Here is a 24,914-nt window from a genome sequence, read left to right on the forward strand (position 1 = left end):
CATTGACAGATTTCGCCATGGCAAGTCAAAAAGGTGAAATATCCTTGGTTGATGATGCGGGAGATTAAATGGACAGCACTTCGCCCATTGCGGGGCCACCCGACACCGCCGTGCCGGGCCTTGCGCGGGTCGGCCGCGCCTCGCTGCAGACCCGCGTCTATGACGAGCTGACCCGATCGCTGACCCATGGTGCCTTCGCGGCGGGGCAGGTGCTCAGGATGCAGGCGCTGGCCGACACGATGGGTGTCTCGATCATGCCGGTGCGCGAGGCGTTGGGGCGGCTGGCCACCGAGCGCGCACTCGAGATCATGCCCAACCGCTCGGCGCGTGTGCCGCTGATCACCGAGGAGCGGTTGACCGATCTGGCGCGGGCGCGCTGTCTGGTGGAGGGCGAACTGGTGCGGATGGCCGTCCCTAGGCTGACCCCCGAGGACTGGGCCGTGCTGCGCGCCCAGACTGCCGAATGCGAGACCGCCTTCAACCGTCTCGACGAGGAACATGCCAGCCAGACTTCGCAGCTCAATCACCAGTTCCATTTCACCATTTACGGGGCGGCGGGCTCCGATGTGTTGCTGCCGATCGTGCGCAGCCTGTGGATGCAGTCGGGCCCCTGTGTGCGCGCCTCGGCCATCATTTACGGGCGCAACCCCTCGTTGACGGCGGTGCATCACCATTGGGCGCTGATCGAGGCGCTGGAGGCACGCGATGCCGAGGCCGCGGTGCGTGCGCTCCATGCCGATATCACCCAGTCCTTCGCGCTGATCCGCGATGATATGCGAAAGGCGGCAGGCGATGGATGATACATTCGAGCTCTGGGACCTGCGGGTCGAGGTGACGGCTCCCGAGGGCGGCGCGATCTATTGCAACGCCAAGCGCGGCGATTATTTCGAGCTGCGCGGCGAGATGCTCCATCTGCCGCCCGGACAGGGGTTCTCGATCTACTCGCTGTCTGCCGTGCTGCCGCTGCTGGCGGCCAAACAGCGCCAGACCCATCCCAATGACTGGATGAGCACCGATGCCGAGGTGGCCTGTCCCGACCCGAACTGTTCCACCCGTTTCCGGATTACCCGTTTGGGCAAACGGCGCTTCAGCCATGCCCAGACCACCGCCGTATCTCTGACAAAGGATGACTGACATGACCCTCCCCCGCGCCACACTCGGCCCAGGCTACGAGATTTCCCGCGTGATCCGTGGCGGCTGGCAGCTGGCGGGCGGACATGGCGCGATCGATCAGGCAGAGGCGGTGGAGGATCTGGTCGCCACCGCGCAGGCCGGCATCACCACCTTCGATTGCGCCGATATCTATACCGGCGTCGAGGAGATCATCGGCGCCTTCCGCCGCACCTATGCCAGCCGGTTCGGGGCAGAGGCGCTTGGCCAGATCCGCGTCCATACCAAATGCGTGCCCGATCTCGACAAGCTTGCCCGCCTCACCCGCCCGATGCTGCGGGAAACTGTGGCGCGTTCGGCGCAGCGGCTCGGGGTCGAGCGACTCGACCTGGTGCAGTTCCATTGGTGGGATTACGCACAGGGCGACTGGCTCGAAGCGGCATCTTGGCTCAGGGAGTTTCAGGACGAGGGGCTGATCCATCTTCTATCGGGGACCAATTTCGGCACCGATCAGGTGGCAGCGATGTTCGGGGCGGGGATCCGTCTGGCCACGCTCCAGACCCAGTATTCGCTCCTCGACCTGCGCCCCGAAAAGCGGATGGCCGCTCTGGCCGCGCGCGAGGGGATGCAGTTTTTGTGCTATGGCACCGTGGCGGGCGGATTCCTGTCGGACCGCTGGCTGGGCCGGCCCGATCCCAAGGGCGAGATGGAGAACCGCTCGCTCACGAAATACCATCTGATCATCGAGGATTTCGGCGGCTGGGATCTGTTCCAGAGCCTGCTCGGATGTCTGCGCACCGTTGCCGACCGTCACCGGAGCGATATCGCGACCGTGGCCTCGGCGGTGATGCTGACCCGCCCGCAGGTGGCAGGGGTCATCGTGGGCGCGCGCAACCGTGCGCATCTGGCGGCCAATCTGCGGATCGGGACGCTGGCGCTCTTGCCCGAGGATCTGGCCGCGATCGAGGCGGTGCTGGCGCAATCCGTCCCGCTCAAGGGAGATGTCTACGAACTCGAGCGGGACCGTCACGGCCGCCACGGCGCCATCATGAAATACAATCTCAATAAAGAAGAGGCCTGAGCCTCCGATCCCCGCCCGACAAAGGGCATTTCCAACAGGAGTTGACTGATATGAAGGAATTACTGCTTGCCGGAGCGGCCAGCGCCGCCTTTGGCTCCGCCGCGATGGCCCAGGATTGCAAGATCGACGTAGGGATGGTCATGGAATTGACTGGTCCCGCCGGTGTCTATGGTCAGGCCGGTGCCAAGGCCGTGGATATGGCGTTTCGCGATTTCAACGAGGCAGGTGGCGCGGGGGGCTGCCAGATCGCGTCGGAGATCCGCGACAGCCAGAGCCAGGGCAATGTGGCCGTCGATCAGGCCACACAGCTCGTCAATATCAAGAAGGTGCCGGTCGTGATCGGCGGGATCATCTCCTCGGTAACGCTGCCGATCCTCACCTCGGTGACCGCGCCCGCCAAGGTCGTGCAGGTCTCGCCCGCTTCCTCCTCGCCCACACTCACCCAGCTGGGGCAGGAGGGCAAGACGGGCGGCTATTTCTTCCGCACCATTACCTCGGATGCGCTGCAAGGGACGGCTGCGGCCAAATATGCCATCGATCAGGGCATGAAAAAGCTTGCCATCATTCATGTGAACAATGATTTCGGCGTCAATATGATGCGCGAGTTCACGACCGCCTATACCGCGCTCGGCGGCGAGATCACCTCCGTCACCCCCTATAACGAGAAACAGGCCAATTATTCCTCCGAGGCGACCGCCGCGCTGCAAGGGGATCCCGAGGGGCTTTACCTGATCTCCTATCCGGTCGATGGCGCGACCATCGCGCGGGCATGGATTTCCTCGGGCGGGCCGCAGAAATTCCTTCTCAATGACGGGATGAACTCCTCCGATTTTATCAAAGCTGTCGGGGCGCAATATCTCGAGGCGGCCTATGGCACCTCCTCGGGCACGTCCGAGAGCCCCTCGACCAAATATTTCTACGATAATTTCGAGAGCTTCTCGGGCGGGATCGCCCCTGATGCGCCCGCCGCCGACCGCTCCTATGATGCGGGGGCGATCGTGGCGCTGGCGATTGCCGAAGCAGGCGAACCAACGCCTGACAAGATCCGCGCCGCCATCCCCGAGGTGACCGGCACCGAGGGCGAACCGATCTATGCAGGTCCTGCCGAGTTCAAGAAGGCGCTGGAGCTGATCAAGGAAGGTAAGAAAATCCGTTACGAGGGGGTGATCGGCCCTGTCGCCTTCGATCAGTATGGCGATATCACCGGCCCGTTCCGCCTGTGGAAGATCACCGATGGAACTGTCGAGACGACCGGCACGATGTCGCCCGAAGAGGTGGCGCAGGTAAAGGCTGAAACCACCCCGTAAGCACCCGGGGCGTTCGTGCCGTCCATCCCGCCCGTGCCAGCGCAGGGGCGGGAGTTTTCATACGCGCCGCTGTGCGTATTGGCCTCCGGTTCCGCGTGGGCTGCATTTGAACGCTGGGTTCCTTTGCGGCTTTCTTGATCTGCATCACATTACAAGCATGCTATTCGTTCTGGCGGTCATAATCTATATGCGCTCCGCCTGAAGGACACTGCCAGCGGCAATGTCCCCCTGAAAACCTGCGGCAAATTTAAAACTGTTCCTGACCGTAAACGATCATAATCGCTCATCCCGGTCTCACCCAATCCGATCGCCCGATGGGGCCCGCGCCGCTCTCTGCCGAGCGGCGCAACGGTCCTATGCTGTTTGTGTCGGGGCAGGTCAGGATCGATCCAGTGAGCGGGGCACTGGCGGGTGCCGACATCACCAGCCAGACGTGGCAGGTTCTCGAGAACATGAAATCGCTCGTCGAGGCGGGCGGGCTGAGCATGGCCGATGTGATGAAGGTCGGGATCTTTCCGGTGAATGGCGATGATTTCGCCGCGATGAACGCTGTCTATGCCGAGTATTTCGATGCGCCATTCTCGGCGCGCGCCACGGTGGGCATCCGCCTCAACGATCCGCGCCTTCTGGTCGAGATGGATGCGATCGCGATGGAGCGTCAGGCGTGATGCATATCCATATTGAAACTGATGGCGGTCCCCTGTCGCTCTGCGCCGACCGTCTGCGCGCGGCTTTGGATCAGGCGGGGATCACCGGGATGGAGATCTCCAAAAACGCCGATTCTGCGGCGTTTGAGACCGCCGTGGCACAGGCCGATATCCTCTTTGCCTGCTGCAAACCCGACCTGCGCGAGCTGCGTGTTAAGGCGCCGAAGCTCGACTGGATCCAGGTGATCTCGGCGGGCATCGAGACCCTGACCCCTATCTGCCCGAGGGTGTGGCGCTGACCAATGCCTCGGGTGTGCATGGCGCGAAAGGTGGCGTGTTCCTCCTGACGGCGGCCTTGATGCCCAACTATGCCACCCCGCAATTCGCCAGCTACAAGACGGCGTGAACATGGGCATCCGTCTTTGGACACTTCTGTGCGTGGGCGGGATCGGCTCGGCTGCGGTGCCGCTCTTGCGCGGATTGGGCGCGGTGGTCACCGGCGTGACCCGCAGTAGCCGCTCCACCGCCGCTCTCGATGCCTGCCTGCCCGTCGGCACGCTCGACGATGTGCTGCCCCGCACGGATATCCTCTTCTCCAGCCTGCCGCTGACCCCCGAGACCAAGAACCTCGTCTCTGCCTCCCGTCTGGGCCTTCTGCCACGCGGGGCAGGGGTGGTCAGCGTGGGGCGCGCGAGGGTAATCGATCATATGGCCCTCGTGGCCGCCCAGCGTGAGGGCGCATTCGGGGACGCGGTGCTCGATGTCTTCCCCGTGGAGCCCCTCGCCATGAGGCCCACCTACCAGAACGGTTCGTTCAACGTGCCGCCGACCTCCATCGGCAGCGGTCACGTGGATAGCCGCCCCATGCTCTACGTCACTGACGAGCGTGGGCTGTTGCGCGAGGCTGTAACTGATCTGGAGACACAGGCTCGCGCGGGCGAGGTCTTCTCACGCGGCGACCTGCTCGCGACTACCCGAAATCGAAGCCCGCCCCGATAGCTCGCAGAATGCGCGGATCGTAAAGATCTCCATCGATGCGGGCATCACCGCGACATTGCGACATCAAGGGCAAAGTGCTCTGCGGGGCCTATTGTGACCGGATGCGGGCCTATTCGTCAAATATGTTCTAGTATTCCGTCGAGGAGACGGTAGCGCACGCCGATGTAGCGTTCGATGCCGGTCGTATGGGCCTGCAATTCGGCTGGGAGCCCTGCGGGTAGGATATGCGGAAAGATCTAGGGTCAGCGCTCATTTCCATCCAGAGCCAGAATAAGCCAGTAGCAGCGAGTGCGATCGTCAAGAGATAGGTGATAGGGCATCAGTCATATCGAGTAGCCACCCGCTGCCAGTCCTTCAGTCCGTCAGTCGTCCGAACATGATCTCGATGCGATTGCGTCGCTTGTAGCGGCGCCTGTCAGATCCGATGGGTGCCTTGCGGGACTTCCGACTCGGGATTCACACTTTCATCCCCTTGTCTTTCTACGCTTCTCTGAACCAATCCACATCATATCCCCGATCGCCCAGCATCCATTTCACCTGTGGCAGGCTGTCGAGCAACGCCTGCGCACCGGTGAAGTCGCTGAGCTGACCTGCTGTCATGAACAGTCGGATCGGGCAGCCTTTCATGTCGGCGATGGCGTGGAGCTTCGTGTTCATCCCGCCCTTCGTGCGGCCGATCAGGCGTCCACGCCCCCCTTTTCACCCGCAGGCTTGACGCCGTGCGATGCGCTTTCAGATATGTCGCATCGATCATCACGGTTCGAGTGTCGGAATTTTCGGAGGCCAGGCCTTCCATGATCCGAGCGAAGACACCCATTCGGCTCCCACGATTGTAGAGCGTTTTGGGCGGGCCGTATTCCTTGGGCGCATCACGCCACCTCCACCCATTGCGATTAATGAAGATAACCCGCCCAACACACGCAGATCATCGACGCGAGGTCGCCCACGGCTTTTCGGAAAATAGGGGCCAATACGCTTCATCTGCGCCTCGGTCAGCCAGAACAAGTTACTCATCACGTCAAACTCCAGATCGTTCAGATCCAGATTCGACACTGTCCGAGTTTCGCGGGCCACATCATTTTTACCAATTGTGTCTATGTCTTTTAAGCCCGATTAACGTCATAATCAACATTATGTAACCATGGCTATAATGGAATATGTGTTCTGTAACGCCCATTTTACAAAACTACGTACATTAATCTAAGCGGCGTTGCGATCTGGACGCCTGTACAAGAACCTGCAGTCTACCCGGTCAGGATACAAAGCATAGTTTGCAATGCGGGTAGACTTTCCTTGTGGGCAGTTTGGTGCAGTTTCAAATTATCAAGGGCTGTATCCGATCTTCCAGCGCCGCTTGGATCCTTTGTCGCTGATCGCGCAAATGCGCGGGCTTTCCTTGGGCCAATTTGCTTGGCGAACAAGCCTTTGATGGCCTAGAGAGGTTATAGCCTGTATGACGTTTTTCAGAGCGCGGACGCGGATCTGCGACCCTTCAGCACATTACTCTGCGTCCGCTTGCTGCCGAGTTGGCCTTGGCAGCTGCGGCCCATACAGCCTTCGTCACTTAAAATGTCGCGGGTGCCGAGGCATCGGTGAGATGGTCCGCGGGAAAACGCTGGGCCGGTGCGGCATCCCGGCAATGGGCAGGTCGTTTCAGCTTTCCGCTAGAAACCGTGATCGCTGTGAACATCACAGCGTTCGGGTGATATCCAGACATCGTAGCGCCCCCCAGTATCATTCCCGCTAGCGTGAGTTACGACACGGCGGCGGATGGCATCGACATTTAGAAACTGCCCTGCATTAGGCCATGCAGGCCGCTCACCCCTGCTTCATTCCATCGTCGACCTCTTATCCGAAAACCGACCAGCCGGTGAAACGGGCGATCTGTTCGGCGGCGAATGTTCCCATATGGGAGTTGCCATAGAGGTTCAGCCCAGGCGACCAGACCGCGATCGAGGCCACTCCTGGCGCGATGACCAGAATGCCGCCGCCCACGCCGCTCTTGCCCGGCAGCCCTACGCGGAAGGCGAAATCGCCCGAGCCGTCATAATGGCCACAGGTCATCATCAAGGCATTGAGACGACGCGCTTTCTCGGGGGCAAGGATCGCGGGCGCCCGTGGCAGCTGCGCAATCATCCGCCCAGCCCGTGCAAGCTGCGTGGCCGTCATCTCGATGGCGCATTGGTGAAAGTAGGTGCCCAAGGTCATCTCGGGCGGGTTGGTCATATTATTGAAGGACTTCAGATAATTGGCGAGCGCGATATTGCGAAAACCGGTGCGCTCCTCCGAAAGCGCCACAGCGCGGTCGATATGGATATCCTCATCCCCCGCGGCCAGACGCAAGAAGGCCAGCACCTCGCTCAGCGCCTCGCGCGGGGCACGCCCTGCCAGAAGCGCATCGGTGGTCACCAGCGCGCCCGCATTGATGAACGGGTTGCGCGGGCGGCCCTTTTCCTGCTCGAGAAGCAGGATCGAGTCGAACCGCGTCCCCGAGGGCTCGCGCCCGACCCGTGTCCAGATTTGCTCGCCGCTGCGCCCGAGCACGCAAGCGAGCGTGAAGACCTTCGAGACGCTCTGGATCGAGAAGCGCGTATCGGCGGCTCCCGCTTGCAGCACCTGCCCGTCGGCCAGCGCGACAGCCACGCCGAATTGCGCAGGGTCCACCTTGGCCAGCTCGGGGATATAATCGGCCACCTCGCCCCAATCGGCGCGGGCACGGATATCGGCATCCAGATCGGTCAGAAAGGACTGAAGCTCTGCCGCATCAATGTCCATTACGGATTTCCTCCTTGAGGGCCGCCCAGAGCGCCTCGACCTCGGGAGCCAGCTTCCGGATCGGGCGATAGGCGCAGATCTCGACATCGAGCGCCCATTCCGGCCCGCCGATCGGGCCGATGACCCCCGCCGCCGCATCATCGACCGCGCTGACCGGCAGCCAGCCGACCCCGTGGCCCTCCATGATGATCTCCTTGAGGACGTCCGACATATCGCATTGCACGCTGATCCTGTAGGCCGGATCGACGGGCGCGCGTTCGAGCACATGCTCGAAGAGCCGCATGAAATAGGCCTTGTGCGAATAGGCGATCAGCGGGAACGGCGCTTTCTCGGTGCCCGGAAAGCCGAAGGCCTCGCGTTTGTGCCGGTTGAGGACGGCATAGGGCAGGAAGCGGTCGCGCCGCACCACCAGCCGCTCTTGCGCATCGGTATGGATGGGGCTCGGAAGCGCGGGATTGTCATGGCACAGCAGGATATCGGCATCCCCCGCCATATAACGCGCGGTGACATCCTGCGTATTGCCGACGATGACGGAGAAGGAGCACTTGACCCGCCCCTTGAGCATCTTCAGCACCCGCTTGAAATCCGATCGTGCAAGGCAGTTGGGCGTGGCGATACGCACCTGCGACATCAGCGCGAACTGGCTCGAGCGGATCTTGGCGCGCGCCCCCAGAAGCCGCTCGACCGAAGCCGCGGCCTCGGCGCGGAAATCCTCGCCCGCATCGGTCAGCCGGACCGGCACCGCCCCCTTGACGATAAGGGCAGTGCCGACCCAATGTTCGAGCGACTGGATCCGCCGGCTGAAAGCGGCCTGCGAGACATTGCGGAACTCCGCCGCGCGGGTGAAATTGCGCATCTCGACGAGGGCAAGGAAGTCCTCGAGCCAGCGTATATCCATTCACGTCATCCGTTCCAGCGGCCCGTCACAGGCCAATCGCGCGATAGTAATCCGCAATCCGCGCAATGGAAACGGCATAGGCGGCGGTGCGCAGATTGACTTGGGGCATACGGGCATGCTGCGCCGCGATCTCGCCGAAGGCCCGCGTCATGATCTCCTCGAGGCCCGAGCGCACGAGGTCGATCTCTTGCGTGTCACGCGCGATGGAGGCACGCAGATCATCGGTCATCGACCGCCCCGACATCTGCTCGAGCGCGCTCACCATCGACATGCCGGTGGCGATCTGCTGGCGGCGTTCCATCAGGCCGAAGGGGATATGGGTGATGTTCTTGACCCATTCGAAATAGCTCACCACAACCCCGCCCGCATTGACGAAGAGATCGGGCAGGATGCGGATACCGCGCGCCCCCAGCACCTCTTCGGCGGCGGCGGTCACCGGACCATTGGCCGCCTCGACGATCAGCTGGTAGTCGATTTCGTTGCAATTGCCTTCGGTGATCGCGGCCTCCTTGGCGGCTGGGATCAGGATATCGGCGGCCATATGGGTCAGGCCCTCGGCGCTCGGCACTGTCTCGGCCCCCGCAAACCCGCCAATCGAGCCTGTCGCGCGGCGATGAGCGGCCACCGCCTCGATATCGAGGCCCTTCGGATCGAAGATCGCCACATCATGCTCGACGATCCCCACGATCTGTGCGCCATCCTCGGCGAGGAATTTGGCGCTGTGATAGCCCACATTGCCAAAACCCTGCACCACCACCGAGAGCCCCCTGATCTGTTTCTGCCCAGAAACCGCCGGCATGTCGGGATGGGCAAGATAGGCGCGCACGGCATATTGCACCCCGCGGCCCGTGGCCTCGACCCGCCCCTCGATCCCGCCGCGCGCGACCGGCTTCCCGGTCACACAGGCGCTGACATTGATCGCATCGGCACGGCCGGTCTTGCGGTATTCATCGGCGATCCATGCCATCTCGCGCTCGCCCGTGCCCATATCGGGTGCAGGCACGTTACGGCCCGGATGGATCAGGTCTCGGCGGGCGAGCTCTTGCGTGAAGCGGCGAGTGATACGCTCGAGCTCGTCCTCGGTCCAGTCCGACGGGTTGATCCGCAGCGCGCCCTTGGAGCCGCCGAAAGGCACATTGACCAGCGCGCATTTCAGGCTCATCAGCGCCGCCAACGCCTCGACCTCGTCCATCGTTGCATCAGGCGCATAGCGGATACCGCCCTTGGCCGGCTCGATATGCTCGCTATGCACCGAACGCCAGCCCTCGAAGCTGTAGATCCGCCCGCGCAGCTTGACCCCGAAACGCACGGCGTAGGTCGAGTTGCACTGGGTGATGCGCTCGGCCAGACCGTCGGTCAGGTCCAGATGCGGCGTGGTATTACCGATGAAACGTTCGATATTGGCAAAGAATTTTTGATCCGACATGGGTGTATCCGGTGTCCTGTGACTGGCCTCTCCGCCCCTCGCGGGCGGTCGATGACCCCACCAAGCTCCGCCTCGTGCCGGATGTCTAATGCGTATCCTGCATGGCCTATGCGCGAAGAGCATCGGTCATAACGTTTCCGTTCCCGAAGCGGCTCATTCACGCAAAGCGGCAACGGCCTTGATCTCGATCTTCAGCTCGGGTCGGCTCAGGCCGGAGATGCCGATGATCGACCAAGCGGGGAACGGGCTTTTGATGAAGCGCTGTTTGACCTCGATGAACGCCGGCAATGTGTCCGCGATATCCACATGATAACTGGTAACATCGACGAGGTCGGCAAACCCGAGGCCCGCGATCCGTAACAGCTCGCCGATCCTTTGCAGGGCGCATTCGGTCTGGCCCGCGATGTCCGCGGGGGCGCTGCCATCGGGCCGGACACCTACCTGTCCCGAGATGAACAGGAACCCGCCGGATCTGACCGCCGGCGAAAACCCGTATGTCTCGAAAGCGGCACGATAGTTTTGGAATATCTCGTTATCTTCAGGGATGTGTAGAACGTCTGTCGTCATGGCGGTGTCCTCGATCTGTCAGGGATGGTGCGCGCGGGAGGCCCACCCGCGCTGTGTCATATCTGTTCGGCGATGGCGGCCTTGTCGATCAGCGACCAGACTTTCTGGATCCGGCCATCGTGAAATTCGTAAAAGACATGCTCGTCGAAGCGCACCTGCTTTCCATTCACTGCCAGCCCGAAGAGATCCCCCACCGGAGAGCAGTCAAAGGCGAGCCGAACAGCGATGACGGGTGGGTCGCAGACGAGCGCGGCGATCGTGAACTGAAGGTCGGGGATCGCGCGAACATCCGCAGCGAGCATCCCTGCATAGCCCTCCAGCCCGATGCGGGTTCCGTTATAGATCACGTCCTTGCCAACAAACTGGTGGAGATCCTGCCAGTCCCGCCCGTTCAGGCACGCGATATAGCCCCGATAGGCCACCATGATCTCTTCTCGTGTCATCTCCCCCCGCATCCGTCGCTTGTCGGCAGCTAGCCCGTGGGTTTGTGAGGGCAAGCAGAAGCTGGGGCGGGCTTTTGCCTGCCCCCCTTCCGATAGCCAGATCCCCTCGGACAGCATCATGCACGAGCACTGCATGAACAAGGCGATCCGGTCCCCGAAGCGGAAAGCGCGGGGATAATGGCGCGGCCGTCCCAACAGCCGCGCCCCTGTGCCCCTGCACCGTCAGGCGACGCGGCGGTGCTCCTCGGACAGGCGGAACTGGCCGACCAGCCCTGCCAGATCATGAGCCTGCCGGTTCAGCGCGGTGCAGGCGGCGGTGGTTTCCTCGAAGGCTGCGGCATTGCGCTGCTGGGCGCGATCGAGCTGGTTGACTGCGGTATTGATCTCGCCAATGGTCGAGGACTGCTCATCTGCCGACGCCGCGATATCCCCGACATTGACCGAGACGACCTTGATGCTCTCGAGTATGTCACGCAGGGCTTCGCCGGTCTGGCTGACAAGCGTCACGCCGTTGGTCACCTGATCGCCTGATTTCATGATCAGATCGTTTATCTCGCGGGCCGCATTGGCCGAGCGCTGCGCCAGTTCGCGCACCTCGGAGGCCACCACCGCAAAGCCCCGTCCGGCATCGCCCGCACGGGCGGCTTCCACACCGGCATTCAGGGCCAGAAGGTTGGTCTGGAACGCGATGTCGTCGATAACATCGATGATTTTGGACACCTGCGAGGACGAGGCGCTGATCTGTTCCATCGCGAGGACCGTATTCTCGACCACCGACATCGAGGCGCTGGCCTTTTGCGAGACATCGCGCACCAATCCGTCGGCATGATGCGAGCTCTCGGCCGCCGAGCGCACGGACACCGTCAGTTCGTTGAGCGCTGCAGCGGTCTGCTCCAGCGTGGCGGCGCTCGTCTCGGTCTGTTGGGACAGATCGCTCGTCGCGCGGGCGATCTCGTGCGATCCGCCATTGATCTCCTGTGTCGCATGGCTGATCGAGGAGACCAGCTCGGTCAGATGCCGGACCGTGTCATTGAAATCGATCCGCAGCGGGTCGTAGATCTCGGCAAAGCGCTCCTGAAGGGTGACATCGAGATTGCCCTTGGAGAGGGCACGCAGCCCGCCTGCCAGACTATCCACGACCTGCGACAATTCCCGTGCACGGGCGGATTTCTCCGCTTCGGCGCGCTCACGCGCTTTGCGGGCTTCCGCCTCGGCACGGGCTTCGGCTTCGGCCTGCGCAAGACGAAGGGCCTCGGCTTCTTCCCGCTGGCGCGCCTCTTCCGCGAGCCGCGCCTGTTGGGCCGCCTCGGCCTCCTCGCGCATGCGGGCCTGCTCGGCCTCCAGCTCCGTTTTTTCGATCAGACCCAGTCGCAGGGTCTCGACCGAACGTGCCATCGCGCCGATCTCGTCACGCCCGCGCGTGCCCGGAACGGGTGCGCTATAGTGCCCCGCCGCCAGATCATCGACCGAGGCCAGCATCCCGGCAAGCGGCCGGCGCACCAGACGCGATGCGGCCGCGCCGATCACTCCCAACGCCAGAAGCAAGATAAGCGCCCCACCCAATGCGGCAGACAGCAGCTGGCTGATCACCGGCGCCGCGAAGACGGCCTTGGGCACATCGAGGATGGTCGCCCAAGTCCGGTTCATACCCGGGGCGGTAAAAGGCATGACAAGGCGGGTGCGCCCGTCCTCGAACCCCGTGATGACACGCGGCTGGCCATCCGAGAGTGCATCGCGGACAAGGTCACTGCCCGGCGCGTCATAGACCGACATCAGCTGGCTCTCGTCCTCGCCAACCACCCATTTGGTACCGGCATCGACCAGCATCATCCGGCCGCCCTCGAAGGTCTTCATCTGGCGTAGAAGCGCATCCAGCTTGCCCAAAGTGATATCGACACCCGCCACCCCGATCGTCCGGCCATCATGATGGACCGGCACGGCAATCGACGTCATCAGAGTTCCATCCACAGCCCTGTAGGGTTCTGTTGCAATGGGGCGGTTCTCCTCGACCGGCGCCTTGAACCATTCCGCATCCGTATCGACGGGGAAGGTGATCAGATCGACCGTGCCCTGTTCGTTTTTCGTCCAGTAGGGGGTGAAGATCCCCGCCTCGTTTCGGCCTTCGCCGCCTGTCACGAACGCATCTGTCGACCCGTCCGGCATCCCCGACATCCAAGAGGAATAGAGGTTTTCATATTGTAGCGAGACGTCCTGCAGCATGTCGATCACCTGCGTCGTCTCGCCCCCGCCATGGTCGAAATAGCCCTCGAGCAGCCCCGAGAGGGCTGTCGCTGCGGAGGTCGCCTGCGTGAGGGAGCCTCCGACCTGCTCTGCCGCCCATGCGGCTTTATGGATTGCAAGATCCATCACCTGACTTTTGACGCGTGCGGAGGTCTGCCAGCCATTGAAGGCGGTATATGCCAACAAAATAGCGGAGATAGCAGCCCCCGCTGCCAACAGGAGCTTACCAGATACGGTCCGGAACTTATCTCTCATTTCACTCTCAAATACATAGTCGCCTTGCTCACGATTAAGGGCGCAAAGTCGAATAAAGTATGAAGATCAGGCACACGGACGGCAGTCTTCATCTAAAGTTTGAGATATATGAGCCCTTGTCTCCTGTCAGAATGAGACAGGGCGGTGGAGCGGCTACCGGTTAGGGCGAGGCGGATCTTATTTGCTGTCTTCCGAAACCTCCGTCAGCCCACACCCGAACGCCCCGTCGCCCGACCCGAGCTTCGGGGCCGCATGGCTCAATGAGAGCGTGCTGCGCGAGAAGCAGATGGGCGTGCGCAGGCCCGCTATGCCCTCGGGCGCAATCCGCATCCCCCGCTGGAGGATCTGCGGCTCATCAAGCGCCTCCGGCACGCTGTTGATCGGGCCAGCAGGCACGCCGGCCCCTTCGAGAGCCGAGATCCAGTGCGCTTTCTCCGCCTGTGCCGTTCGATCCGCGATCAGCGCACAGAGCGTCTCGCGATGCGCCACCCTCTGGGCATTGCTGCCATAGCGCGGGTCGGTCCCGAGCGGCCCGAGATCGAGCGCTCGGCAGAGCGCGGCGAATTGCCGGTCATTGCCACAGGCAATGATCAGATGCCCGTCGGATGCGGGAAAGACCTGATAGGGCACGATATTGGGATGGGCATTGCCAAGCCGTGTGGGCGTGACGCCTCCAAGGAGAAAATTCGTCGCCTGATTGGCCAGAACCCCTACGCCGCAATCGAGAAGCGACAGATCGACATGCTGGCCAAGCCCCGAGCGCGCGCGCTCGGCCAGCGCCGCCTGAATGCCGATCACGCCATAAAGGCCTGTAAAGATATCGATCCAAGCCACCCCTACCTTTTGCGGCTCGCCCTCGGGCGCGCCGGTCAGGTCCATGATCCCGCACATGCCCTGAACGAGGAAATCATATCCGGGCTGCGCCGCGCGTGGTCCGGTCTGGCCAAACCCCGTTATCGAGGCATAAACGAGGCGCGGGTTCATCGCGCTCAGGCTGGGATAATCAAGCCCGAATTTCGCAAGCCCGCCAACCTTGAAGTTCTCGATCACGACGTCGGCTCCGGCAATCAGCGCCTTGAGCCGCGCCAGATCCCCCGCATCGGTAAAATCGCAGGTGACCGAGCGCTTGCCACGGTTGGCGGCATGGAAATAGGCAGCCGTCACTTCGGTGCCCCCTGCCCCGTCGGGCCGCTCCACAAAGGGCGGGCCCCAGCGGCGGGTGTCATCGCCCTCGGGCGCCTCGACCTTGATCACCTCCGCGCCCAGATCGGCAAGCGTCTGGCCGATCCACGGACCGGCCAGAATCCGCGCCAGTTCGACGACCTCGAGCCCCTTGAGTGGCGCATCCTGTGGCATGACGCCCCCTCAGCTGAAGGCCTGAAGACCGGTGATCGCCCGCCCGAGGATGAGGGCATGCACGTCATGCGTTCCCTCATAGGTATTCACCGTCTCGAGATTCTGGGCGTGGCGCATCACATGATAGCCGATCTGGATACCGTTGCCGCCATGCATGTCGCGGGCCATACGGGCGATATCCAGCGCCTTGCCGCAATTATTGCGTTTGATCAGCGAGATCATCTCGGGGGCAAAACGGCCCTCGTCGAACAGCTGGCCTACACGCAGGCAAGACTGAAGCCCCAGTGTGATCTCGCTGTGCATATCGGCGAGTTTTTTCTGGTAGAGCTGGGTCGCGGCGAGCGGGCGGCCGAACTGGTGCCGGTCGAGCCCGTATTGGCGCGCGCGGATGAAACAGTCCTCGGCTGCGCCCATCACCCCCCATGCAATGCCGTAGCGCGCACGGTTGAGGCAGCCAAACGGCCCGCCCATCCCCTCGACCCCCGGAAGGAGTGCTTCCTCGCCCACCTCCACATTCTCCATCACGATCTCGCCGGTGATCGAGGCGCGCAGGCTCAGCTTGCCCGCGATCTTGGGGGCCGAGAGGCCCTTCATGCCTTTTTCGAGAATAAAGCCGCGCACCTTGCCGCCATGGGCCTCGGATTTGGCCCAGACCACGAAGATATCGGCGATCGGACTGTTCGAGATCCACATCTTGGAGCCGGTGAGCCGGTAGCCGCCCTCGGTCCTGATGGCGCGGGTCTTCATGCCTGCCGGGTCCGATCCCGCATCGGGTTCGGTCAGGCCGAAACAGCCGATCATCGTGCCGGCGGCGAGGTGCGGCAGGTATTTGCGCTTCTGCGCTTCAGAACCATAGGCAAGGATCGGAAACATCACGAGCGAGGATTGCACCGACATCATCGAGCGATAGCCACTATCGATGCGCTCCACCTCGCGGGCCACAAGCCCGTAGGCCACATAGGAGGCCCCCACGCCGCCATATTCCTCAGGCACCGTGACCCCCAGAAGTCCGCTTTCGCCCATCTCGCGGAAGATCTCGGGATCGGTGTGCTCGTCCAGATAGGCCTGTTCCACGCGGGGCGCCAGACGGTCCTGACAGAAGGCCCGTGCGGCCGCGCTGATCATCCGTTCCTCCTCACCCAGCTGTTCGTCGAAGAGGAACGGATCGGACCAGTTATAGGGAATACCCTTGTGGGAAGCGGCCATGAGATGTCTCCGGATGGAAGCAAGAAGGAACGTCCGGAGGAGGCTAGCAGGCGGTCTGTTGCTGGCAAAACGGAATTTGCGCATATATCCATGCAGGCACTGCATGATAATATCTCTCAAAGAGAGCTGAGCCATGCGCGGAAAGCTGTAAGCGGCGGAGTTTCGTTGCGGCTTTCGGGCCAAGTCAGCCAATAGGCGCCCCGGACCGGAACCGCCGGTTTCAGGACCGCTTCGAGCCGCCCGCTCTCGATCTCGGCGCGCGCCAGATAGTCGGGCAAAAGTGCAACCCCCAGCCCCGAGATCGCGGCCTGGATCATCATCGAGAACTGGTCCATCAGCATTCCCTCGCCTTCCTGCGGGGCGGCGCCCTGCGCCATGAACCAGTCCGCCCACGCATGGGGTCGCGATTCGAGTTTGAGAAGCGGCAGGCGGCCAAGATCTTCGGCCCGCACGAGGGGGTGCCGCGCGGCAAATTCGGGCGAGACACAGGCCGTCATTCTTTCGTCCAGAAGCTTCAGACAGCGCGTGCCCGCCCCTTCGGGCGAACCGAAATAAATAGCTGCATCAAAGGCTTCCCCTGCAAAGTCCACGCGCCCTATCCGCGTGGAAAGATTGACCGATATGCCGGGATGCGCGGCGAGAAACTCGCCCAGACGCGGCCCGAGCCAGCGGGTCGCGAAGGTCGGCAGCACCGCCAGTGACAGCGTGCCGCCATGCGGATTGGCCACCACCGCCATACTGGCACGTTCGAGGATATCGAGTACACGCGCGACATCCTTATGATAGGCCAGCGCCACGGCATTGGGGATCAGGCGGCGTCTTTCGCGGGTGAACAATTCCTTGCCGAGCTGCTCCTCGAGCGAGAAGACAAGCCGGCTGACCGAGCTTTGCGTCAGGTTCAGCTCTTCTGCGGCATGGGTTACGCTCCGGTGGCGCAGGACCGCATCAAAGGCGGTCAGGGTTTTCAGGGAGGGAAGAAACCGCCGCCGTCGCATATCATTCCACTTTTGCATGACTGTCGTGCAAAAGAGTGACGCCATTGACGCTGCGCTGTCAACTCCGCGCGTCACCGGCCACAGGCCGCCTTGCGGGCGCCCCGGCACAGATATGCCACAAGCCTGGAAGAATTAGTTTGCCAAGGAACGGCCATAGCCACTTGCCCCGCGCGGATCGCTTGCCCATAGTTCCTCCATTCGCGGCATCACGGGAGGGTGCTCTGTTGCGGATATGTCTTTGGGAGGACCATCATGATCAAGACCTTCGGGCTCGGCGCGCTGATCGCCGGGAGCCTCGCTATTTCCGCGCCTGCCGTTATGGCCACGGAATTCATCAATGTGCTGACGGGCGGCACTTCGGGTGTCTATTATCCGCTTGGCGTGGCCATGGCCGATATCTACGCCAAGAACATCCCCGACGCGCGCGCGCAGGTGCAATCGACCAAAGCCTCGGTCGAGAACCTGAACCTGCTGCAGCAGGGCCGCGGCGAGATCGGCTTCGCGCTCGGCGATTCCGTGAAGGATGCCTATGACGGCAATGCCGATGTCGGCTTTGACAAGCCGCTCGACAAGCTGCGCGCCATCGCGGCGATCTATCCCAACTATATCCAGATCGCCGCAGCGGCGGAAGCCGGCGCGACCACGGTCAAGGATCTGGCTGGCAAATCCGTGTCGGTGGGCGCGGCCAAATCGGGCACGGAGGTCAATGCCCGCAAGATCCTCGGCGCGCTTGGCATGAGCTATGACGATCTTGGCAAGGTAGAGTATCTGCCCTTCGCGGAATCGGTAGAACTGATGAAGAACCGCCAGCTTGACGCGACCCTGCAAAGCTCGGGGCTTGGCTCGGCGGCGCTCAAGGATCTGTCTTCGACGCAGGATGTGACCTATGTCTCGATCCCCGCCGAGGTGGCCGATACGCTGGGGGCGCCCTATGCGGCAGGTGTGATCCCCGCAGGCACCTATCCGGGTCAGGACGCGGATATTCCGACGCTGGCGATCACCAATATTCTCGTCACCAGCACCAATGTGTCGGACGAGTTGGCCTATCAGATGACCAAACTCCTGTTCGAGAATCTCGACCAGCTGAAGGCGGCACATGCCGCGGCCGGTGGCATCGATATCCAGAACGCCATCAAGAACTCCCCGATCCCGCTGCATCCGGGCGCCGAGAAATACTACAGGGAACAGGGCCTGCTCTAAGCGGACCCTTGCGGCGGTCCGACACCTGTCGGGCTGTCCGCAGGACGGGAGGACAACATGACCGGACAGATGACGGCCGAACAGGGCCGGGCCGAAGCTATGGCCGAATTGCATAACCCGCTGGCGTCTCGCTTTCCGCCGGGGCGGACGGGACGTTTCCTCTTCTGGTTGGCGGTGGCCTTCTCGCTCTACCAGATCTCCATCGCGGCCCATATCATCGACCTGCCGAGCCAGGTGATGCGGGCGGTGCATGTGGGCTTCCTGATGGCGCTCGGATTTCCGCTTCTGGCGCTCGGGCGCGGCTGGGGCGCGCCGCTTCGCGGGCTCTGCTGGCTTCTTGCCGCAGCCGGTGTTGCGGTCGCAGCCTATCAATGGGTCGAATATACGCCGCTCCTCATGCGCGCGGGCGATCCCCTGCCCGCCGATCTCGTCTTCGGCTGCATGGCGGTGCTCACCGTTTTCATTGCCGCATGGATGCTGATGGGACCGGCCCTGCCGGTCATCTGCGGGCTATTTTTGGCCTATGCGCTGTTCGGCCAGCATCTGCCTTCGCCCTTCAACCATCGCGGCTATGCCTTCGAGCAGGTGGTCGAGCAGATCGCCTATGGCACCGAAGGGATCTACGGCATCCCCACCTATGTCTCTGCGACTTATATCTTCCTTTTCATCCTCTTTGGTTCGTTCCTTGAAAAAGCGGGCATGATCAAACTCTTCACCGATGTCTCTCTGGGGCTGGTCGGCCACAGGATGGGAGGCGCGGCCAAGGTCTCGGTGCTGTCCTCGGGGCTCATGGGCACGATCTCGGGCTCGGGCGTTGCCAATGTGGTGACCACTGGCCAGTTCACCATCCCGCTGATGAAGCGCTTCGGCTACCGTGCGGCCTTTGCCGGAGGCGTCGAGGCCACCGCTTCGATGGGCGGGCAGATCATGCCACCGGTCATGGGCGCTGTGGCCTTCATCATGGCCGAGACGCTCGGCGTGCAATATGTCGAGGTCGTCAAGGCCGCGCTGGTGCCTGCCATCCTCTATTTTGCAGGAGCATTCTGGATGGTCCATCTGGAGGCCGGAAAGCGCGACCTGCGCGGCCTCTCGCCCGAGGAGATGCCCTCGGCCCGCAAGGCGCTGAAAGAGGGCTGGTATCTGATCCTTCCGCTCGCCGTTCTGGTGTGGCTGCTCTTCTCGGGCTACACGCCGTTATTTGCGGGCACCATCGGGCTTGCGCTGACCGGTATGCTGATCCTCGGCGCGGCCATCGCCATGGGCATGGGGTCAACGGGGATCCGGGTGATTTTCTGGATCGTGCTCGGGCTTGCGGCCTCGGCCTTCTTCAGCTTCGGCATCCATGCGCTCCTGCTGGTTCTGGCGGTGCTGATCGCGGCCTGCGCGGCCTTCAAGGGCGGGCGCGAGACGCTGGCGGTCTGTCGCGACAGCCTCGCCGACGGGGCCAAGACCGCCCTGCCCGTAGGGATCGCCTGCGCACTGGTGGGGGTGATCATCGGGGTGATGACCCTGACGGGGGCGGCCAATACGTTCGGCCAGTTCATCGTCTCGGTCGGGCAGAACAGTCTCTTTCTCAGCCTCGTGCTGACCATGATCACCTGCATCATCCTCGGCATGGGCATCCCTACGATCCCCAATTACATCATCACCTCCTCGATCGCCGGCCCCGCGCTTCTCGATCTGGGCGTGCCGCTGATCGTGAGCCATATGTTCGTCTTCTATTTCGGCATTCTGGCCGATCTGACGCCGCCGGTCGCGCTGGCCTGCTTTGCCGCCTCGCCGATTGCCAAGGAAAGCGGGCTGAAGATCAGCTTCGAGGCGATCAAGGTGGCGGCTGCGGGCTTCGTGGTGCCGTTCATGGCCGTCTATACGCCCGCGCTGATGCTGCAGGATGGCGGTGCGCTGGCGGGAACCATCGGCTACTGGCCCGCGGTCGCCTATATCGTGCTCAAGGCGCTGATCGCGCTGGCGCTCTGGGGGGCCTGCGTTATCGGCTGGCTGGGGCGGCGGCTGGCGCTCTGGGAGCGGCTGATCGCGGTGGCTGCGGCCTTCACGCTGGTGGCGGCCCTGCCCGTGACCGATGAGGCGGGCTTTGCCCTCGCCGCCCTCTTCGGGCTGCTCCTGTGGCGGCGCAAGGCTCCGGTGTCGGCATGAGCGGCTGTCTGATGGCGGGGGCGATGATGATCGCCCTTGGCTCCGGCGGCAGCTTTACCCTGGAATGGACCCATTCGGTCGAGCGCGAGGACTGGCGCGAGACATGGGAGATCACCGCGGACCACCGCCTGCATCTGGCACAGGCGGCGGTCAAAGGCTCGGGCGCCGGCATGGAACCGGGCGATGGAGGGCATTTCGAGGAGGGCTGGTGGGTCTGGACGCCCGATCTGCCACCGGTGCCCGCGCTGGTCCTTGCCGCCTCCGGCAAGACCCCTTCGGCATGGCGCCTATGTGGCGTTGGATGTATAGATCTCGGAGCCTTCTCCGGCCAACCTGTGCAGGTTGTCCCCTGTTCCAGAGCAGGGTAATACCGGTCCGCCCTGCTGCCGCATTTGGGCCGGAGCTGCTGCGGCCCGGTCTGATCGTGGGTGGGCAATCGCCAGCAAAGGTCTCGCCAAACACCTCCTCTTGTCAGGCTGGCCCGAGCGATCGGTGTCCCGCGCAAGGTCCGGGCCGACCCGTCGCTCTTTTGCCGCAAGCATGCTTGGCGAGATCATCGGGTGCCGCCGTCGCAACTCTCCGGATTATCAATCAACGCAAATTCGGGACGTCGTTCCGTTACGCCCCCCCCCCGCGCCCCGTGACCTGGGGGGCTACACGGGCGGCCCCACTGCTCGAGGCTTTGGATGACGTTAGGGTGAATATCGAAGATATTGGCGGCATGTCCCATGCGGCGAATGGCGCGCAGTGAGCCCCAGCGCGGGCTCATCATGATCCGGCATGCGCAAGCCCACCTTCCGAAAAGTTTAAGCCTTCATGGGAAGTGCTGGCTGTCGAGTGATCCCTCTCATCCTCCGCTCTTCGATAAAAATCCATAAATCGCGCATCGCGACAGATGGCCGGAAGCCCGATATTTCCGCTTTTGCGCCGACATATCTCGAGTTCTGGCATGATACCGCCGAAGCGCTTGTGCTTCTATCCCGCCTTGATGCAGGGCACGGGACGCTTCCGGCTGGGGGCGGCCATCACGTGGACCGGTCATAGGTGCTCCGTTTCTTCTCGCTTCGTAATGGTGCAGAGGACCTTGCCGATCTCGCCACCGGACTAGAACTCATCCCAACCGTCAGCCATCTTGACGGATGCTGCAGCTGCGCGACGGGCTTCGGCAGGCCGGACCCGTCGGGGAACTGTCGGGACGGGTTCACGATGTGTGGCATCTACCGGTTTAGGCTGCTGCATCACTCCCCCGGCGGCGGTTTTCGGGCCGGCTTTGAACATCGCGATCGTCTGGGACAGAGTTTCGGTCTCTTGTGTCAGCGCATGGGTTGCGGCGGTTGTTTCCTCGAACCGTGCGGCATTTTCCTGTGTGACCTGATCCAGCTGGTTGACCGCCTCGTTCACCTCGGCGAGCCCTACCGATTGTTCGCCCGAAGATGTTGCGATGGCACTTACATTGACGCTGATCTCCGCCACGCTCGACACGATTTTCTCCAGAGCGGCCCCCGCCTGCGAGACAAGTTCGACACCACGTTTCACCTGTAGCTCCGAAGACGAGATCAAGCCTTTGATATCCCGCGCGGCCTCCGACGATCTTTGCGCCAGTGCCCGGACTTCCGAGGCCACCACCGCAAAACCTCGACCGGCATCACCTGCCCGCGCAGCCTCGACCCCGGCATTCAGCGCGAGGAGGTTTGTCTGGAACGCGATATCGTCGATCATTCCGGTGATCTTGTTGATCTGCTCGGACGAGTGCTCGATCTCGCCCATCGCCTCGACCGCCTCCTGCACCACGGCGCCGGATTTCTCGGCATGATCGCGCGCGCCCTCAACCAGTTGGCTGGTGTGCTTTGCCCCCTCGGCCGAAGACCGGACCGAGATCGTCAGCTCGTCGAGCGCCGTGGCGGTCTCTTCGAGCGTTGCCGCCTGCCGTTCGCTGCGTTGCGAAAGATCATTCGCCGCCGAATAGATCTCAGCCGCATCGCCGGTGATGCGGACCGAATTTTCGCGCACGACCTGCATGGCGGTTTCCAGCTTGCGCAGCGCCTCGTTAAAATCCGAACGCAGTCCCTCGTATTCCATATCGAAAGACTGCTCTATACGGGTGGTTAGATCGCCATCCGCAAGCGTTTTCAACCCGTTACGGAGTGCATGGACGACATTCTCCTGTGCCGCCTGCATCTGCGCCCGCGCGGCCGTCGCCTGCGTCAGGGCATGCCGGGCCTCTGTGATATCCTTGCCGATCAACATCAGACGCATGATATTCCCGGTCTCGTCCTGCACCGGCGCAAATATCCCCTCGATCAGGACCGATTTACCATTGGGTCCGGGCGGACCGGGGAAGACATCGAGCACCGGCTCGCCTGATTGTAGCTTCCGGTAGGCCTCTGCAAGCTCCGGCGCGGCGTCCTGCAATCGCGGCATGGCCGGTATATCCGCCTCGGTTATGCCATAGGATCGCAACATTTGCGCGTTGCCTGATGTCAGCACACCATCGGGAGAAAAACTGGCTACGACCTGGCTTTTGTCCAGCGCGCCCAGAACTGCGGCATTCAGATAGGACTCTGTCACATCCGCCCATTCGACAATGAACCCGATCGTCTCGCCTTGCCCGTCCTCGACAGTCGACAGCTTGACCTGCAAACGGCTCTCGCCCAACTTTACTTGCAGCTGGCATGGGAGTTGCGATGGATCCGAAAGCGCGGCCAGAACGGTCTTGCGCTCCTCTTCCGAGAAAAACATCCCGATCGGCGTGCCGATAATGTCGTCGGGGTCGAACGCGTCCCCATGCCCGGCGATGGCTCCTGCCGAGCACCGCAGCAGGTTGTGGATCTCGGCATTGGCAAAAAACACCTTGAGATCATGATCGACGACCATCATGGCCGATGCGGAGGCCTGAAACGCGGCACTGCGATACCGGTTCTCCACATTGGCCGCTTGCGCCGCTGCAAGCTCCGTGCGGAACTGCTCGAGCGCGCAGGCCATCTTGCCGATCTCGTCGCCGCGTCGGGTATCGGGGACTTCGGTCGCATAATTCCCCAGGCTGATCGCCTGCATCGCGGTGGAGGCACGGCCAAGTGGTCTGGTCACGCTACGGGAGACGAGCATGGCCACGACCACCGAGACAAGCAATACGCACAGCACGAGGATGAGCTGGATCTTCTCCGCGTAGCGCTGGGTTGCCAGAACCTCGTCCGCGCCCTTCTCGACAACAATTGCCCATGTCTGCCCAAAGACCTGCACGGGGGTAAAGGCGATAAAGGCTGGATGACCATCGAGCGCTCCGCTCTCGATCGCGCCCGTCTGGCCCGCCAACGCATCCTGAACCGGAATGCTATCGACCCGGCGCGTCAGCAATGCAGGTGTATCCGAGAACCGCAGCTCCGAGCGCAATATCCCGTCAGGCGCGACGATATAGGCCTGCCCCGTCTCCTCCAACCCGTTGGGATTATTTACAATTGCTTCGATCTGATCCGTCGGAAGCTGGTATATGATGGCACCGAGCCTGTTTCCGCCCGGATCGATGACCGGAGAGCCGATAAAAGCGGCAGGCATCCCGTTCGAGGGGGCGTAGAAGGAATAATCCGAGAACGCAACGCTGCCCTGTTCGAGATCTCTCGCGGCACGGAACACTTCCGCAAGCCCCGTCTCGCTATAGGGCCCGCTTTCGAGGTTTGTGGCAAAATCGGTTTCTTTTGCAACGGAATAGATGACATTCCCTTGCATATCGACCAGGAAAACATCGTAATAGCCATAGACCTCGATCATCGAGCGGAAACCGGGATGATGGAGCTCGTGAAGTCCGGAATAGCTGAAATCATTCACCCGCTCGGTGGGTGTATCGAGCTTGTCACGCTCACCCGCCGGATAGGGATTATCGGTTACGAAAGCCTTGGTCAGGATCTGCGCCGGATCCATCTCCTCGTTCGCGGCCATCATTCCCCAGACCATACTGAAATCCGTCAGGCTCAGCGTGGTCTCGTTCGCCGCGGCAGCTGTGGCGATATCCAGCGCTGCCCGGTCGAAAAACACCTCGAGACGGTTGGCACGGTCTTTTACATCCGCGGTCAACCGCTCTGTCGCCTCGTCCCCCAATCTTTGAAGAACGATCTGCCCCGTAAGCACTGAGACAAAGGAAACCGATAGTAACACGAGCGCCATTATGATGAGTGGCAGCTTGACCGATATACTCAGATTCCTCGTCAACGACATAGCATTCCTCCAAATGCACGCACGCGCCTCCCGAAAGCGCTGCAG

20 protein-coding genes and 1 pseudogene are annotated in these 24,914 nt (G+C 62.3%); 10 read left to right on the forward strand and 11 right to left on the reverse strand.

What is annotated here, in order from left to right:
• The first annotated feature begins 68 nt into the window (after nucleotides 1–68).
• The 7 genes from ABEB22_RS19465 (at nucleotide 69) to ABEB22_RS19495 (ending at nucleotide 5,144) form a co-directional block, all read left to right on the forward strand.
• Nucleotides 69–800 carry a GntR family transcriptional regulator gene (locus ABEB22_RS19465; protein WP_349295021.1) on the forward strand — a complete coding sequence of 244 codons (732 nt, stop codon included), beginning with the start codon at nucleotides 69–71 and terminating at the stop codon, nucleotides 798–800.
• Nucleotides 793–1,134, forward strand: a complete 342-nt coding sequence (locus tag ABEB22_RS19470) for a TIGR04076 family protein (protein WP_349295022.1) — start codon at nucleotides 793–795, stop codon at nucleotides 1,132–1,134. The genes ABEB22_RS19465 and ABEB22_RS19470 overlap by 8 nt, the downstream gene beginning before the upstream one ends.
• Nucleotide 1,135: 1 nt before the next feature.
• Nucleotides 1,136–2,191 carry an aldo/keto reductase gene (locus ABEB22_RS19475; RefSeq protein WP_349295023.1) on the forward strand — a complete coding sequence of 352 codons (1,056 nt, stop codon included), beginning with the start codon at nucleotides 1,136–1,138 and terminating at the stop codon, nucleotides 2,189–2,191.
• A 50-nt stretch (nucleotides 2,192–2,241) separates the two neighbouring features.
• Nucleotides 2,242–3,498, forward strand: coding sequence for an ABC transporter substrate-binding protein (locus tag ABEB22_RS19480; protein ID WP_349295024.1), 1,257 nt, complete (start codon nucleotides 2,242–2,244; stop codon nucleotides 3,496–3,498).
• A gap of 314 nt (nucleotides 3,499–3,812) precedes the next feature.
• Nucleotides 3,813–4,166: a Rid family hydrolase gene (locus ABEB22_RS19485; RefSeq protein WP_349295025.1), complete on the forward strand. Its 354-nt coding sequence runs from the start codon at nucleotides 3,813–3,815 to the stop codon at nucleotides 4,164–4,166.
• Complete coding sequence (locus ABEB22_RS19490; RefSeq protein ID WP_339115538.1) at nucleotides 4,166–4,444, forward strand: hypothetical protein; 279 nt, start codon at nucleotides 4,166–4,168, stop codon at nucleotides 4,442–4,444. The genes ABEB22_RS19485 and ABEB22_RS19490 overlap by 1 nt, the downstream gene beginning before the upstream one ends.
• A gap of 109 nt (nucleotides 4,445–4,553) precedes the next feature.
• Entirely contained in the window at nucleotides 4,554–5,144 is a 591-nt protein-coding gene (locus ABEB22_RS19495; RefSeq protein ID WP_349295026.1) for an NAD(P)-dependent oxidoreductase, read from the forward strand.
• Nucleotides 5,145–5,463: 319 nt separating this feature from the next.
• On the opposite strand, the pseudogene ABEB22_RS19500 reads toward ABEB22_RS19495, so the two are convergent.
• The 10 genes and pseudogenes from ABEB22_RS19500 to ABEB22_RS19545 form a co-directional block, all read right to left on the reverse strand.
• A pseudogene (locus tag ABEB22_RS19500) lies at nucleotides 5,464–6,158 on the reverse strand (IS5 family transposase).
• 834 nt (nucleotides 6,159–6,992) lie between these two features.
• Nucleotides 6,993–7,919, reverse strand: coding sequence for a glutaminase (locus ABEB22_RS19505; protein WP_349295027.1), 927 nt, complete (start codon nucleotides 7,917–7,919; stop codon nucleotides 6,993–6,995).
• Nucleotides 7,909–8,817, reverse strand: a complete 909-nt coding sequence (locus ABEB22_RS19510; protein ID WP_349295028.1) for a LysR family transcriptional regulator — start codon at nucleotides 8,815–8,817, stop codon at nucleotides 7,909–7,911. The genes ABEB22_RS19505 and ABEB22_RS19510 overlap by 11 nt, the downstream gene beginning before the upstream one ends.
• Before the next feature lie 25 nt (nucleotides 8,818–8,842).
• A complete protein-coding gene (locus ABEB22_RS19515) occupies nucleotides 8,843–10,243 on the reverse strand; it encodes a Glu/Leu/Phe/Val dehydrogenase (protein ID WP_349295029.1) in 1,401 nt (466 codons plus the stop codon).
• 153 nt (nucleotides 10,244–10,396) lie between these two features.
• On the reverse strand, nucleotides 10,397–10,810 hold the full coding sequence (locus ABEB22_RS19520; protein WP_349295030.1) for a RidA family protein: 414 nt from the start codon (nucleotides 10,808–10,810) through the stop codon (nucleotides 10,397–10,399).
• Nucleotides 10,811–10,866: 56 nt separating this feature from the next.
• Entirely contained in the window at nucleotides 10,867–11,253 is a 387-nt protein-coding gene (locus ABEB22_RS19525) for an ester cyclase (RefSeq protein ID WP_349295031.1), read from the reverse strand.
• Nucleotides 11,254–11,475: 222 nt separating this feature from the next.
• The gene (locus ABEB22_RS19530) at nucleotides 11,476–13,620 is read right to left on the reverse strand and encodes a methyl-accepting chemotaxis protein (RefSeq protein WP_349295032.1); all 2,145 of its coding nucleotides are present in this window, start codon (nucleotides 13,618–13,620) and stop codon (nucleotides 11,476–11,478) included.
• A gap of 306 nt (nucleotides 13,621–13,926) precedes the next feature.
• The gene (locus ABEB22_RS19535) at nucleotides 13,927–15,105 is read right to left on the reverse strand and encodes a CaiB/BaiF CoA-transferase family protein (RefSeq protein WP_349295033.1); all 1,179 of its coding nucleotides are present in this window, start codon (nucleotides 15,103–15,105) and stop codon (nucleotides 13,927–13,929) included.
• A 9-nt stretch (nucleotides 15,106–15,114) separates the two neighbouring features.
• Nucleotides 15,115–16,311 carry an acyl-CoA dehydrogenase gene (locus ABEB22_RS19540; RefSeq protein ID WP_339115547.1) on the reverse strand — a complete coding sequence of 399 codons (1,197 nt, stop codon included), beginning with the start codon at nucleotides 16,309–16,311 and terminating at the stop codon, nucleotides 15,115–15,117.
• A gap of 116 nt (nucleotides 16,312–16,427) precedes the next feature.
• Complete coding sequence (locus ABEB22_RS19545) at nucleotides 16,428–17,306, reverse strand: LysR family transcriptional regulator (RefSeq protein WP_349295308.1); 879 nt, start codon at nucleotides 17,304–17,306, stop codon at nucleotides 16,428–16,430.
• Between the two features lie 252 nt (nucleotides 17,307–17,558).
• Here ABEB22_RS19545 and ABEB22_RS19550 point away from each other — a divergent pair, with 252 nt between their 5' ends.
• Genes ABEB22_RS19550 through ABEB22_RS19560 form a run of 3 tightly spaced genes read left to right on the forward strand, consistent with a single transcriptional unit; the run spans nucleotide 17,559 to nucleotide 21,028 of the window.
• Nucleotides 17,559–18,506, forward strand: coding sequence for a TAXI family TRAP transporter solute-binding subunit (locus tag ABEB22_RS19550; protein WP_349295034.1), 948 nt, complete (start codon nucleotides 17,559–17,561; stop codon nucleotides 18,504–18,506).
• A 57-nt stretch (nucleotides 18,507–18,563) separates the two neighbouring features.
• On the forward strand, nucleotides 18,564–20,660 hold the full coding sequence (locus ABEB22_RS19555; protein ID WP_406871200.1) for a TRAP transporter permease: 2,097 nt from the start codon (nucleotides 18,564–18,566) through the stop codon (nucleotides 20,658–20,660).
• Nucleotides 20,657–21,028 (forward strand): DUF1850 domain-containing protein, encoded by a 372-nt coding sequence (locus ABEB22_RS19560; protein WP_349295035.1) that lies wholly within the window; start codon nucleotides 20,657–20,659, stop codon nucleotides 21,026–21,028. The genes ABEB22_RS19555 and ABEB22_RS19560 overlap by 4 nt, the downstream gene beginning before the upstream one ends.
• 736 nt (nucleotides 21,029–21,764) lie before the next feature.
• On the opposite strand, the gene ABEB22_RS19565 is transcribed toward ABEB22_RS19560, so the two are convergent.
• Nucleotides 21,765–24,728: a methyl-accepting chemotaxis protein gene (locus ABEB22_RS19565; RefSeq protein ID WP_349295036.1), complete on the reverse strand. Its 2,964-nt coding sequence runs from the start codon at nucleotides 24,726–24,728 to the stop codon at nucleotides 21,765–21,767.
• Between the last annotated feature and the right edge of the window lie 186 nt (nucleotides 24,729–24,914).

The organism is Thioclava sp. 'Guangxiensis', from assembly GCF_045348365.1.
Lineage (GTDB): Bacteria > Pseudomonadota > Alphaproteobacteria > Rhodobacterales > Rhodobacteraceae > Thioclava > Thioclava kandeliae.